This window comes from Sphingobacterium daejeonense (genome assembly GCF_901472535.1).
GTDB lineage: Bacteria > Bacteroidota > Bacteroidia > Sphingobacteriales > Sphingobacteriaceae > Sphingobacterium > Sphingobacterium daejeonense.
Genome location: NZ_LR590470.1, coordinates 1060497 through 1073102, shown reverse-complemented (window position 1 = coordinate 1073102; position 12606 = coordinate 1060497). Strand labels below are relative to the sequence as shown.

Annotated in this window: 15 protein-coding genes and 1 pseudogene; 12 read left to right on the top strand and 4 right to left on the bottom strand. The window is 39.8% G+C overall.

The features are described from left to right. Together FGL31_RS05200 and FGL31_RS05195 are read right to left on the bottom strand one after the other, a co-directional pair. Window positions 1-558: a hypothetical protein gene (locus tag FGL31_RS05200; protein ID WP_076549609.1), complete on the bottom strand. Its 558-nt coding sequence runs from the start codon at window positions 556-558 to the stop codon at window positions 1-3. Window positions 559-741: 183 nt separating this feature from the next. Beyond that, a pseudogene (locus tag FGL31_RS05195) lies at window positions 742-1623 on the bottom strand (IS982 family transposase). A gap of 514 nt (window positions 1624-2137) precedes the next feature. Between FGL31_RS05195 and FGL31_RS23140 the strand changes: the two are divergent. The 8 genes from FGL31_RS23140 to FGL31_RS05160 all read left to right on the top strand — a co-directional run bounded on the left by FGL31_RS23140 (window position 2138) and on the right by FGL31_RS05160 (window position 8182). Then, a complete protein-coding gene (locus tag FGL31_RS23140) occupies window positions 2138-2494 on the top strand; it encodes a DUF4372 domain-containing protein (protein WP_197734101.1) in 357 nt (118 codons plus the stop codon). Beyond that, complete coding sequence (locus tag FGL31_RS27545) at window positions 2454-2915, top strand: transposase (protein WP_262709046.1); 462 nt, start codon at window positions 2454-2456, stop codon at window positions 2913-2915. Before FGL31_RS23140 ends, FGL31_RS27545 begins: the two co-directional genes overlap by 41 nt. Beyond that, window positions 2809-3246 (top strand): transposase, encoded by a 438-nt coding sequence (locus tag FGL31_RS27540; protein ID WP_262709045.1) that lies wholly within the window; start codon window positions 2809-2811, stop codon window positions 3244-3246. The genes FGL31_RS27545 and FGL31_RS27540 overlap by 107 nt, the downstream gene beginning before the upstream one ends. 887 nt (window positions 3247-4133) lie before the next feature. Beyond that, the gene (locus tag FGL31_RS29645; RefSeq protein ID WP_138094675.1) at window positions 4134-4496 is read left to right on the top strand and encodes an FAD/NAD(P)-binding protein; all 363 of its coding nucleotides are present in this window, start codon (window positions 4134-4136) and stop codon (window positions 4494-4496) included. Window positions 4497-4652: 156 nt separating this feature from the next. Beyond that, window positions 4653-5726: a Rossmann-fold NAD(P)-binding domain-containing protein gene (locus FGL31_RS05180; protein ID WP_138089938.1), complete on the top strand. Its 1074-nt coding sequence runs from the start codon at window positions 4653-4655 to the stop codon at window positions 5724-5726. A 246-nt stretch (window positions 5727-5972) separates the two neighbouring features. Further along, the gene (locus FGL31_RS22525) at window positions 5973-6665 is read left to right on the top strand and encodes a KGG domain-containing protein (RefSeq protein WP_171017555.1); all 693 of its coding nucleotides are present in this window, start codon (window positions 5973-5975) and stop codon (window positions 6663-6665) included. 52 nt (window positions 6666-6717) lie between these two features. Beyond that, entirely contained in the window at window positions 6718-7314 is a 597-nt protein-coding gene (locus tag FGL31_RS05165; RefSeq protein ID WP_099369682.1) for a DUF892 family protein, read from the top strand. Between the two features lie 589 nt (window positions 7315-7903). Next, window positions 7904-8182, top strand: coding sequence for a hypothetical protein (locus FGL31_RS05160; RefSeq protein ID WP_099369681.1), 279 nt, complete (start codon window positions 7904-7906; stop codon window positions 8180-8182). Window positions 8183-8251: 69 nt separating this feature from the next. Here FGL31_RS05160 and FGL31_RS05155 read toward each other — a convergent pair whose 3' ends face one another. Next, window positions 8252-9046: a DNA topoisomerase IB gene (locus FGL31_RS05155; RefSeq protein ID WP_171017554.1), complete on the bottom strand. Its 795-nt coding sequence runs from the start codon at window positions 9044-9046 to the stop codon at window positions 8252-8254. Between the two features lie 25 nt (window positions 9047-9071). Next, window positions 9072-9260 (bottom strand): DNA topoisomerase IB-related protein, encoded by a 189-nt coding sequence (locus tag FGL31_RS29640; RefSeq protein ID WP_099369679.1) that lies wholly within the window; start codon window positions 9258-9260, stop codon window positions 9072-9074. A 958-nt stretch (window positions 9261-10218) separates the two neighbouring features. On the opposite strand from FGL31_RS29640, the gene FGL31_RS05150 reads away from it, so the two are divergent. From FGL31_RS05150 to FGL31_RS05135, 4 genes are read left to right on the top strand one after another with little or no spacing between them, the layout of a single operon-like run. Next, window positions 10219-10548, top strand: a complete 330-nt coding sequence (locus FGL31_RS05150) for a helix-turn-helix domain-containing protein (RefSeq protein WP_099369678.1) — start codon at window positions 10219-10221, stop codon at window positions 10546-10548. Between the two features lie 47 nt (window positions 10549-10595). Further along, window positions 10596-10985: a plasmid mobilization protein gene (locus FGL31_RS05145; RefSeq protein WP_232046281.1), complete on the top strand. Its 390-nt coding sequence runs from the start codon at window positions 10596-10598 to the stop codon at window positions 10983-10985. Further along, window positions 10966-11877 (top strand): relaxase/mobilization nuclease domain-containing protein, encoded by a 912-nt coding sequence (locus FGL31_RS05140; RefSeq protein WP_138089936.1) that lies wholly within the window; start codon window positions 10966-10968, stop codon window positions 11875-11877. Before FGL31_RS05145 ends, FGL31_RS05140 begins: the two co-directional genes overlap by 20 nt. 4 nt (window positions 11878-11881) lie before the next feature. Beyond that, window positions 11882-12556, top strand: coding sequence for a hypothetical protein (locus FGL31_RS05135; RefSeq protein ID WP_138089935.1), 675 nt, complete (start codon window positions 11882-11884; stop codon window positions 12554-12556). Window positions 12557-12606: the final 50 nt, after the last annotated feature.

Here is a 12606-nt window from a genome sequence, read left to right as displayed (position 1 = left end):
TTATTTTTCAATTTTATTAGAATCGTCAATGGCTTTATTTAAGCCAGTAATAATCTTATCGTTACGTCTAATGTCGTTTACAGTAAGATGTGGTACTCCCACATACCAACCTGTCGCAGTAATCTGTTTGCTAAGAATAAAATCTTTAACTGTTGGATCTTTAATTCCAGGCCAACCTTCCACATTTCCAAAAATAATATCCATCAATTGGGGAATTTTGGTTGCAAAATCATCGATATAAGCATCCCAATCCCCATCATAAGCTGTACAGAACAAAATCTTAGTATCATTATCAAAAAGAACAATTCGTAAATCGTGTAAGGTTCCAACTTTTGTAGCACCTTTCAAATTACCATTTGCAATCTCCATAATTTTTCGGAGATTATCAGCGCCGCCGGGCTTCAAATCTGCCATTGCAGTCAGTTCAGAAACCCGACCTGATCGTAATCCTTTTCTACCTGCAGAAGTTGTGGAATGATCATATCCATCATCAATACCTTCTGAAAAATTTGCTTTAATAAGCTCTGCTGTTAATTTTACATTGTCGATGAAACTCATAACAAAAAGATTTATTTTAATAATTATTTACTTAAAATCAAAAACTAAACCATCATTTAATTTTTTAATTAAAATTATTTATTAAAACTATTCATTGAATAGAAATAAAAAATTCAATTAAATTAACATTGCTCAGTTCTTAGTTGGTCCTATTTTTATATTAAATATACTCGTAGTGCATTATTAAATTAATTCAATTTTAAATCTATTCATTTTCTATTGAAAACAAAAACATTTACAAACTGAATGAAAGTTAATGCTGTTATTTTGCTCAATACCCTTGTTTTAAAACCGTTAAAAGATTTTGCGTAATTGTTTCTGATTTTAAATTGGTCGCAAAGTTGAGAGAATAAAGTCTCAATTCTTTTTCTGGATTTTCTGAAAATATATTTTTGTTTTTGATAATTTTTTTGGTTGTTTCTCATGGGTGTATCCAGCTTTATATTCGCATAATTGAACAAATCTGTTTGCACTTGGGTGGATAAATAACCCCTGTCTCCAATCAACATACAATTGTTCATTTGATGCTTGATATCTTGCAAAAAATGAATATAATGAATGCTTGCTGTAGAAATATCAAAACTTTGGAAAACTCCGGAAACAGAACAAACTGTATGTAATTTGTAACCATAATAATAACTCGATTGAGAAGCGCAATAACCTTTGCTGGGAAACGAAAATTCATTTTCCTTACAAATTTTAGAAGCGGTTCGCTCTTGCGTTTTTGCAGATTTCTAAAGGCATCGAATCTACAATAAAAGTGGTTTCCATCTCATTAAATTTAGCAACCATAAGTTTTCTTATATTTTCCAAGTGTAAGAAAACCTTTCTTTTTCTGCGATTAAACACACTTCTCTCAATCATTCCCTTTAGTTTTGAATTAGAGAGGTATCTAAACAACTGATATTCTGAATCTATCGATAAATATTCTGCAGAAATATTTATTGCAATGAGTTCTAAATCAGATAATTTTGGTTTAATTGGTTTGAAATAAAAATTTTCTTTGATGGTTAATTTTCTTAATTCCTTTAAAATAAAATCGTAAATTGCATCTAGGTTATTCATAATGTATTAGATTGGTAGTCAATACAATATACGAAATTTTCGTATTATGAGTAACCTTTTTTATAATGCACTACGGGTATTTATATAGTTTGTTTAATAAACAAACTATAAAAATATCTGTATTTAAGGGTATGCCCATTTCCATTTGCATATTTTGATCGGATTTACGATGATGTATATTGAAGAAACTGGCCACGCCTTCCAAGGAATTCTCAAGTTTACGCTGTATGTAAGGTTTTATTGACATTAAATAAAGGTTAAATAAGGTTTTTAAAAATATGATACAACATAATTTACTTAAAATTAAATTAAATATTTTTTTTATTGTTTAATTACTAATAATTCTTATTATTTTACTTCAGTAGCGTCCTAAACGAGGGAAAAAATGGCGGTGGATTTATACAGCAGGGAATGCTATATTTAATTCGCCAAAATTGATCCATCGCCATGGTAAATATAAACGTATTCTCTAAGATTTTGGGACTCGTAGATCGGAACATTTTCAAAAAAAAAAATGGTTCACGAACATCAATCTGACAAACATCACAAGGGCATCAACAGTTGGACGCATTTTGTGAGCATGCTATTCTGCCATCTCTCTTCGGCAGATTCGGTTCGTGACATTTCTAATGGACTCCGCAGCACTACTGGCAACATGAACCATATGGGTATCTCCAGAACGCCGAGCAAGTCCAATCTTTCCTATATGAACGCTCATCGGGATCACGGTCTTTTCAGGGATCTGTATTATAAGCTTTTGGATCACCTATGGCAACAGCATACTCATAAAAGGGCGGACTTGCGAAGATTACAACGTAAGGTGTTTTTTGATGGATGCTACCGTTATTCCATTGTGCTTGAGTGTATTTGATTGGGCCAAGTTCCGTAGTGCCAAGGGAGCGGTGAAGTTACACACCGTATTGGATTACGATGGCTGTATGCCAAGTTTCGTCCATATTACAGATGGCAAACAGCATGAATCCAAAATTGCTAAGTCGATGTCATTTCCCAAAGGTTGCGTGGTTATTGTAGACCGGGGCTATGTGGATTATGCCTGGATGAACGTTTTGGACAGCACCGGCTGTTTCTTTGTCACCCGAGCGAAATCCAACATGAAATACACACTAGTGAAAACGGTAAAGAGCGAAGAGCTTCGTACTGGCGGGATCCTTGAAGATCAGCTTGTTGAGCTTGACGGACTTGCCAATCAAAGGTATGCAGGAAAGAAGATGCGTTTGGTTCGCGTTTGGGACAGCACCAAAAACGTGGAATACGAGTTCCTGGACCAATAATTTCTCCTGGAAACCAGCCACCGTAGCAGCGCTCTATAAAGAACGTTGGGAGATTGAAACCTTCTTCAAGCACCTCAAACAACGGCTTAAGGTAACCAGTTTTGTGGGAACATCTGAAAATGCAGTGTACATCCAAATATGGACTGCACTTATCGGGATCCTGCTCTTTAAGTACATCCAGAAGAAGGCAAAATACAATTGGAACCTCTCGAATCTGGTCAACTTTATCAGGATGAACATATTCGTGAAAATTGATCTATGGAAATGGGCTGATGATCCGTTCATTTCAGGAAAACCACCTGATAAAAAAGGACAATATACGCTCATTTAGTAACACAGAATAACTTGCCAGTAATTAACCGAATTCTTCAATTGAACACGAATGGAGAAGGATTTTTTATGCCAAAATATTTATTTAGGACAGTACTGATTTTACTTCTATAATTTTATAATGATTTTCAAGTTCATATTTCCTACCGTTTGAACCCGAATACCTTCCCAAATCTTTAAATATTAAAGTTAAATAATGTGAATATGATCAGTTATGTCATGTTATCTTTATAATTATGAGTTTATTTATAGGATAATAATTGTTTTGGTTAATAGGGTCCTGGGCCGCCGATCCAGGGCCCCATTAATTTACCATGGCCTTTTAAGTAAGATATATAACATACTAAGCATGAAAAGTACCGTTAATAAGATATAGGAATAGAAAAAATATCTCATTCTCCTATCTTCATGATCTATTTCATATCCTGCCTCCCATAGGTATTCCTTAAGTCTCCGTATAAAATCTCTCATACTTCATTTTCCCTACTGTTTTTTATATTTCAAAAGATTTAGTTCATTGGTCATTGTTCAGCTTGGCGCAACATTTATATAAATATATAAATAACACGCTGATATCAAAATATTAACGGGAATATGTGCTTTTTAAAGGAAATATCTGAAATAGAGGATATCGCCATTTTAAAAGTGCATTTACATCTAACTTTTCCATACCGTTTATGTTTAAGGTTAGTCGCCCTAATCATGGGACGCTAAGATTAGCAGTTGGCTAATATCAAATTAATTTATAATAAATCCATGGACACAAATAAGATACAGGAAAATATTGCGATTGTCGGGAGGCGGCCCAGCAGCACTTTTTATTGTCAAGCACCTTGTTGAAAGCAAAATCACCCCTCAAAAGCTTACCATTTTTGAAAGTTTCGACAGATTGGGGGTGGGTATGCCCTACGGCAAAATGGGCGCGGGAACGGAAAACACCTGGCAAATGTTTCTGCAAATGAACTTCCATTACTTGCTGAGGATTTTGAATCATACGTTCAGAGATATCCGCCAAAGGGGTTTGATTCTTTCTTTCAAGAAAACAAAGTAAATCCTTTTGAGGTGATCCCCCGGAGATTATTGGGGGATTATCTGGAACATTCTTTCCATAGTTATATCGAAATGGCTAGGACTTTGGGGATTTCCGTAGATATACGTCTGAACACATGTGTGGAGGACATTATTCCCGGGAATGGAGGATTACCATATAGGATCGTGACAACCCAAGGATCATCGAGGCGCACGCTGTGATCTTGTGCACGGGTCACGTCTGGCCCCGTAAAAATGAAGGGAAGACCAAGTCATGGTACGATTCTCCCTATCCGCCATCCAAGCTGTCCTTGAAAGCAGATTTTCCGGTAGCGATCCGCGGGGCCTCACTTACGGCAGTTGATGCCATAAAAAACTTTGGCCAGGGCAAACGGAAAATTCAAGGAAAGACCTCAGGGTGGTTATGATTTCGAATTGAGCGAAGAGAGCGTCGGTTTTCGGATCGACCTGTTTTCCATTAGAGGGTTCCTGCCCGCACTGAGGTTCCATTCGGAGGATAAGTCATTTTCAAGTGGGTGGACGATGGATAGGGACGAAATCATTGAATATAAAGCGGAACACGGAGGATTCGTGGACCTCGACCATATATTTGAAAGGAACTTCCTGATCCCCCTCAGTCAGAGGGACCCTGATTTCTACGCTACGGTGAAAGGCCTTGAAATTGAGGAGTTTACCCAAACAATGCTTCAACTCCGGGAAGATATCGATGCCATAAAGCTATTTATGGCAGAATTTAAGGAAGCTGAAAAGTCCATAAAGCGTAAGCAGTCGATAAGTTGGAAGGAAGCTCTGTCTGCCTTTAGCTATGCCGTCAACTATCCGGCAAAGCATTTCAGTGCAGAAGATATGGTCCGGCACAAAAAAGTGCTTATGCCGCTCATTTCAATTGTGATCGCATCCCTCCCCCAAGCTTCCTACCATGAAATCATTGCCCTGTATGAACAGGATCTGCTTCGTACATATGCCGTTGGTGAGAAAGGCGAGTTCGTTCCCAATGAAACAGGTAACGGATGCAAGGTTACTTTCGAGGACGAAGATAACAGATTTGAAGAAAACTATAAGATTTTTGTAGATGCCATTGGGCAGAGGCCCATGCACTTCAACGACCTTCCCTTTGACGGACTTAAGAAGGGTAAGGTCACCTCCGGATTCCTATATTTCAAGGAAGAGGAAAATGCCAAAAAACTTATTGAAGAAGGTGCAGCGAATGTCTACAGGGATGACATGGGCAAGTATTTTATGAGGGTGACGGGACTGGCCATAAATGATAACTTTCAGGCCCTGGACAGGTTCGGGGTAGCAGATCCGGCACTCTTCATTATGGCAGTGCCATTTATCAGTGGAATAAATCCAGATTTTTCTGGACTCGATTTTTGCGATACGGCGGCTGAGAGAATTGTCAGGACGTTGGTGATTAACGGAATGGAATGAAATACTATAGAGCAGACCAATGGGCCCATTTAGTGAATTTAGGGAATTTAGGGAATTTAGGGAAAGTCTCTTTTTTGGGGGAGATTGACAATTCTCCCAGATTAAGAATATATTGTAATATTTACACTATTTATGAACCTTTTATATTTACACGTGTTCAATCTCAAGAAACCGGTTCTAGAGAGTGTTTCGTTAATTATTATTATAAACCACTGTTTCAAAGCAGTTTAATTTAAGTAATTTATCATGAAAAGAAATAATTCAGGCAACAGCTCAAGAGGAGGATCTTCCGACAATAACGAACATTCATTGGAAAACATTTACCAATTAGGGTATAGTCATGGATTCCGCGACGCATCAAATGATGAAGATTATGATGATGAATTCGACGAAGAGGAATATGATGACTATGAGGACGAGGATTATGATAACGAGGACGAAGACTACGATTACGATGAGGATGAGGATGATTATGATGAGGAGGATGATGAGGATGATGACGACTCCTCGGGCGGAAGATCATCAAACCGACGCCGCGATAGCGATGGAAGGTTTACCTCAACCAGCTCTGGTTCAAGGAAAGTAAGCAGTTCGGGACGGAGCTCAAGTGGTTCACGCCGCGGATCCAGCAGTTCGAACCGTGGATCCAGCAGCTCAAACCGTGGATCAAATAGCTCGGGCGGGGGAAGATCGGGAAATTCAGGAAGAAGTAGCTCAAGCAGTTCAGGTAGAGGTTCTTCGGGCTCCAGGGGGAGATCAGGGAACTCCTCATCCAGTATGGATTCTTCCTCTAACAATTCTGGTTCAGGCTCAAAACGCGGATTTGCATCGATGAGCAAGGCTGAACGTACGCGTATCGCCCGTATGGGAGGCAAGGCATCCCACGGTGGAGGACGCTCATCCGGCCGATCGGGAATCGGGGGCAGAAGGAATTCTTAATTAATATCATCCTTTCGGTGCCCTATTAAGGGCACTGAAAAAAAAAATACTTATGGCAAAAAAAGAATCGCTCAAAGAAGGGCAGACCACAGGTACCCAGGATACCGATCAAATAAACGAAACTGATAAAAAAGCTGAGCAATCTCCTCAAAAGGGCTCTCAGTTATATGTTTTTTTTCTTTCTGGCCTAAAGGATGTTCTCTATGCTGAAAACAAATTGGTTGAAGCTCTCCTGGAGATGGAAGGTGCAGCCTCTTCAGAGGAGCTTAAAGATGCCTTTGAAGATCATCATCTGTTGACCAAGAAGCACGTCAGCAGGCTCAACAAGATATTCGGTATATTGGAGGAAAAGGCGGAAGCCAAGGAGTGCAAGGCAATAGAAGGTATCCTAGAAGAGGCAAGGGAGATCATCAAGAATACCCCCGAGGGTTCGGCCACTAGGGACGTAGGTCTTATCATTGCGGCCCAAAAAGTCGAGCACTATGAGATCGCTACCTATGGAGGGCTTGCCCAATTGGCAATTACCCTGGGATTTGATAAGATTGCGGATCTTTTGGAAAGAACGCTTGAAGAAGAAGAAGAAACAGATCAGGATCTGACATTTATTGCAGAGAACCATATAAATCCAGAAGCTGAAAAAGAGGATTAAGCGTACATTTGGAACATATCCATAGTCTCTAATATCACAAAACGTCCATTTTTATGGACGTTTTTCATTCTTTGGGTTTTTTCGAATTATACGGCTCTCCCTCTACTCAGAAATAAGAGCCAACAAACTTTCTGCAATTCGAAGGGCGACATTCTCAAAAGATTTAATTAACCGGGAATGTTTCCACTCCATCTATCTTCCTTAGAACCATGCTCTTGACCATTCTCTTCCAAGATAGCTAACAGTAATAGATAATATCCCTTTTCCAGACCAAGTTCTTCTGCTGTTTTTAAAATTTTCCATAAATAGTTCCCTTAGTTGATTTATTTTTAGATATTATTTCAAAGACCGTTCAACTTTATATTTTTTTAAGGGATTTTCTTGAAATATTTTATAATCGACTTTTTTCATGGAAAAAAGATCACCTACTTTTGTAAATCTTGTCCTCAACAATGGCTAGAATCGATAGGCCGTAGCTCCTTGTCTACAATTTTTTGATCAAATCATCCAATTTCCCCCAGAATTCTCTCCGAAGGATGGAATTTATATATTTTAGTATTAAAGGTCACTAAATCTACACCACCACCCTATGGAAAGCAATAATATGAACATCCTTGAATATGCGAAAGAAAAAGGTTTTGACGGATATCCCGACCCGACAGATATCCAAAGGTGGCTTAGAAATAAGGATGTGATCGTATTGGTAACGCTCCGGGAGGTTGATGAGGGGGACTTTAGGTTTTCCTATCAGGTTTTTGAACCTTCATCAATCTATTATCACCATCCCCCCCTTAGCTCCACAGTTTATTGGAATATGTACGAAGAGGCCCTAGATCACGGAATAAACCATGGTCTCAGGTTCGTTTGATCGGTGACGCAAGTTTTTCCACCTTAGCAAATTCCCCAGATTTTCAGGATAAAAAGAAAGATGGTCTATCTAACACTCTTTCAATAGCATCAGGAGCTTTTTTTGGACAATGGTATCCTTATCCCTGTTTGCAATGTTTGCATACCTCCTCATCCAGCCGTCAAGACCGCCCTCTGCGAACTTTTTTAAGATAACGGGACAGATGTAGTTCTTTCGTGCCACCGATGGCGTGTTTCCCAAAACGTGCGCGACATAACTGACAAGCTCCCTGCAACTTTTGTTCCTGTTCTTGGTGTTTTCAGGAAAGGTTTCCAAAAGATGTAACAGAGCCAAAAAACATGCATTCCACGTTCTAATGGTTTTAATGGTCACCTCCCCGCCATATATTTCAGAAAGATAGCTGTTCAGATGGCATGGCTTTATGGCCCTTTTTATATTCCTTTCATCCAGGTATTGGAGGAACTGGTTTCCAGAGTGTTGCAATATCTTTTCAACCTTATCATACAGCCTTTTGTTCCTAAATGTTTTCTCCTGCTTTACGCCCTTCTTGCCCCTATATCTCAATATTACCTTTCCTTGATGTAATTTAACATGTCTATTCTGGAGCGTGGTAAGACCAAAGGAACCATTGGAATTTCTATAGATGGTATTCCCTGGGCGTATGGAGGTGTGCTGGATGATCATGATGGCCAGTGCACAGACATATCTCTGGTCACACAGGTCCCTTTTGATATCCTTTTCCAACTGTTTTTTCAAGACTGGCAGGCTCTTTCCGAACAGATATAATCTGCTGAATTTATCCCGGTCCTGAAAAGCTGTCCAGAGCGGATGGTAGATATATTGCTTTCGCTGCCTATTGTCCAAGCCCGTAGCCTGGATATGACCATTTTTATGGTGGACAGATCCATACGTCGGTCCAATTTGGAGGGATCACAAGGGAATGGATCCGAGATAGGACCGCTGGATCCACGATCCTCACCTTTTTTTTGTCGTGGTATTCAAATACCTCACCTTTGTGGATCCTGGAGAATCCCTTTGAATTGCTGTTTACATATTTAAAAGGTTTCTTTGTTTCCATACAATATCATTGAATTATTCCTATTCCATTAATCTGTTTCCTGGGTATATTGTTTTAAGCATGTATGATTTAAGGATATAAATCACGCTATAGATGAGGCACCACCATTAATTTTTAGCACCTGTGCCTTTCATTTTGCGGATTCCTGATGTATTTTCAGGTTTAAGATCAATTCTCTGCCCGTGAATGTCGATACAACTTTCATGGGGTATTTAACTTTTTTTATCAGACATGATGATCAGAAAGGGTCGGAAATCAATTCCCATTGAGAATTTCAGTTTTAAATGATATTTCTGAATGTTAGAAATGGGAACTCGCTTTAGGCGCTAATTTTCTTCTATTGTCAGGCCTTTTTTGGGTATATGAAGATTCCGCGCTATGGCTCTTAAGATAGTATCGTTCTGTAAATTTAAATGCCAACCTAAATGGCTGGCATTTAAGAGAACCTATTTACCAGATATATATTACTCGGCTTTTGAATTTAAGTTCGTAATCAATCCAATAAAGAAGAGGCCGCTAAAGAGGACAGATTCCTGTTGCGCAACTGGGGTTACTATGGCCTGATCGAAAAGATCAGGTACAAGGCGAACATGGCAGGTATTAACGTAATCGTCGAATGAGGCAGGATAATATCTGACAATATTTAACAGCTAACTAAAATCAATTTAAATGAGCAATAGATAAAGACCAGAAAGAGACTGATCAAATCGAAACCTAGAGCTGGTAAATGAACCGGGTTGGACCTAACATATATCTATCTCTGAGAAAAGTTGATCGAACACAACAGTTAATGGCTGTCTCAGCAAAATTACCTCTGAGATCCATAATTAAAAATCCCCATACACTTTAGGTTCATGGGGATTTTTAATTTCTTCAATTCCCAAATTTGTCCATGTTAATTCACTCGAAGAAAGTGGCCACGACTTCGGACCGTTAAACGTGCAAACATGAACAAAGTATGATTCAATTTGATCAAAAAGCCCTTAGGGAATGTATCAAGGATGCGATAAGGGAAGAACTCCAGCCTTTTATTTCAAAGATAAGGGGCTTTTCTGACACTGAAAGAAACGGATTGCCCGAAAGGCTCCTGACCAAGAGGGAGATGGCGGACGAACTCGATATTTCACTTGTCAGCCTGACCGAATGGATGAAAAATGGACGCATCCCCTATATGCGTATGGGTAAGCGGGTATATTTCAGAAAAAGGGAGGTATTGGAATCCATGGAAGGTTACAACAGAAAGACCTCTTCAGGTCGTGGTTTATCCCAGGAAATTGATCGTAGATAAAAGGAGCAAGGTTGTGTTTTGGTGACCCCAAAACCTATTAGCTCCCGATGGTCACAGCTAAAAGTAACAATAAAATGAAAGACTCCAAGAAGAAAGGCGGGAGACCCGCACTGGAAAATAAAAAGAAGTTCAGGATCAACGTCCGCTTCGATGAAATGGAACATAAAAGGGTTCTGCAGAACGCAGAGACCGCAGGTATGAGCAAATCGGAATGGGTGCGCAAAAGTGCGATCCTGCGAAAGGTCGTACCGAGGTTTAACGAAGAGCAGATCAAAGCGTTCAGGGCAATCACAGGTGCTTCGAACAACCTTAACCAGCTGACGAAAAAAGCACACCAGACCGGATTGTTTGAGCTGGCACAGGAATGCCGGAATACGATCGGCCATATCAACCACTGTATCGATAAACTATTGCACCATGATAGCGAAGATAATTGAGGGGCGGTCATTTGGGGGATGCGTTGGGTACGTGCTAAAGAAAGACAGTGAGATTATCCATGCAAATGGATTGCGGACGGATTCGGCAAAGACCATCGTACAGGACTTTAATTTTCAGCGGATGCTGAACCCCAGATTGGGAAAGGCGGTAGGGCATATCATCCTCTCGTGGAATACGGCAGATAAGAATATGCTGAACAACGACATCATGGTATCATCTGCTAAACGCTACCTTTCCAAAATGGGCATCAGGGATACACAGTGCCTGATGGTCAGACATCACGACCGCAAACATGATCATATCCACATCATCTATAATCGGGTGAACGATTATGGCAAGACTATCTCCAACAGCAATGGGCGGTACAAGAGTTTTAAAGCCTGTAAGGAACTCAACGCCATGTATGGCTTCAAGCAATCCGAGGGGAAGCAGAATGTCAACAGGGGAAGGCTCAAAGGCAATGACAGGACAAGATACCAGATTTACGATACCGTGAAGGCGGGAATCCGTAACAGCAGGAACTGGTCGGAACTAAAGAACTATATCCGCTACAGAGGGGTGGAAATGCAGTTTAAATACAGATCGGGAACGAATGAGGTTCAGGGCATTTCGTTCAGCAAAAACGGACAGACATTTCGGGGATCAGCCATTGACCGCTCATTGAGCTATGGACAGATCGACAGGGCTTTAAACGGGATCGATAATACTATGGAACGAACCCATCGGATGGAAGGCAATGTTTCGACAGATCGGTCTATGGATACCAATATTGGGGAAACTATCGGTTACTTAGCATCCGCTCTGTTTTCGGTCCCTGAAATTGCACCGGAGCAGGAAGATCCGTTTATCAAGAAGAGAAAAAAGAAAGAAAATTACAGGTTAAAACGTTAGGAATATGCGAACAGAATTAGAAAACCTACAGCAACAGGTAAACACTTTAGAGGAGAATACAGACCTTATTACGCAGGACATCGTACGGATCATGCCGACAATTTTATCCCTGCTTTCCGAGAACGAGAAGAATATGAAGGAATTTCATGATACACGCGTGAAGGATCAGGAACTGTTACGCCAGATACAAACTTTTATGAAGCGTGAAAATGATGTTCTGTCAAGGATCGTTAAGGATTATGGTTCATTGCAGAATCTTGCTGTTCAGATTGCCGATGCTACAGGGCAAGAGGTAAACAGATTGGTTGACAAGGAAAAAGAGATTGCTTCAAAGCTCGCTGAAATCCCTGATCAGGTCAATATAAAACATCATTATGGTATCGATCTAAAATCAACGCCCGTGATCATTGTAATGATATTATTATCGATCATTACCTCACTGGGCTTAGGAACTCTACATGAGAAAAACAGGCAACTGGATAATAGAAAATCATACGAGATGCGTTACCGAATGATGGAATTGGAGTTGCCAAATGTTACATTGCATATCGATTCCACCTACTCTCTTGACCCCGATAAATTCCAGGCTTTGGTGATTAAAAGGGAAGAGGAAAACAAATTATTAAACAGCATCGAACGAAAACGCCAAGAGATTGAGAACTTAAGCAATTCTGAATAACGTTTTTTGGCTTTGCGAAGGTGGCGATTTATATCTCTAAACTTAATTCG

What these genes read in the sequence shown, in the direction of transcription:
- FGL31_RS05200 (WP_076549609.1), bottom strand. Translation starts at nt 558, where the DNA reads ATGAGTTTCATCGACAATGTAAAATTAACAGCAGAGCTTATTAAAGCA.
- FGL31_RS05145 (WP_232046281.1), top strand. Translation starts at nt 10,596, where the DNA reads ATGGTCACAGCTAAAAGTAACAATAAAATGAAAGACTCCAAGAAGAAA.
- FGL31_RS05150 (WP_099369678.1), top strand. Translation starts at nt 10,219, where the DNA reads ATGATTCAATTTGATCAAAAAGCCCTTAGGGAATGTATCAAGGATGCG.
- FGL31_RS29640 (WP_099369679.1), bottom strand. Translation starts at nt 9,260, where the DNA reads ATGGAAACAAAGAAACCTTTTAAATATGTAAACAGCAATTCAAAGGGA.
- FGL31_RS22525 (WP_171017555.1), top strand. Translation starts at nt 5,973, where the DNA reads ATGAAAAGAAATAATTCAGGCAACAGCTCAAGAGGAGGATCTTCCGAC.
- FGL31_RS05140 (WP_138089936.1), top strand. Translation starts at nt 10,966, where the DNA reads ATGATAGCGAAGATAATTGAGGGGCGGTCATTTGGGGGATGCGTTGGG.
- FGL31_RS05135 (WP_138089935.1), top strand. Translation starts at nt 11,882, where the DNA reads ATGCGAACAGAATTAGAAAACCTACAGCAACAGGTAAACACTTTAGAG.
- FGL31_RS23140 (WP_197734101.1), top strand. Translation starts at nt 2,138, where the DNA reads ATGGTTCACGAACATCAATCTGACAAACATCACAAGGGCATCAACAGT.
- FGL31_RS05165 (WP_099369682.1), top strand. Translation starts at nt 6,718, where the DNA reads ATGGCAAAAAAAGAATCGCTCAAAGAAGGGCAGACCACAGGTACCCAG.
- FGL31_RS05160 (WP_099369681.1), top strand. Translation starts at nt 7,904, where the DNA reads ATGGAAAGCAATAATATGAACATCCTTGAATATGCGAAAGAAAAAGGT.
- FGL31_RS27545 (WP_262709046.1), top strand. Translation starts at nt 2,454, where the DNA reads ATGGATGCTACCGTTATTCCATTGTGCTTGAGTGTATTTGATTGGGCC.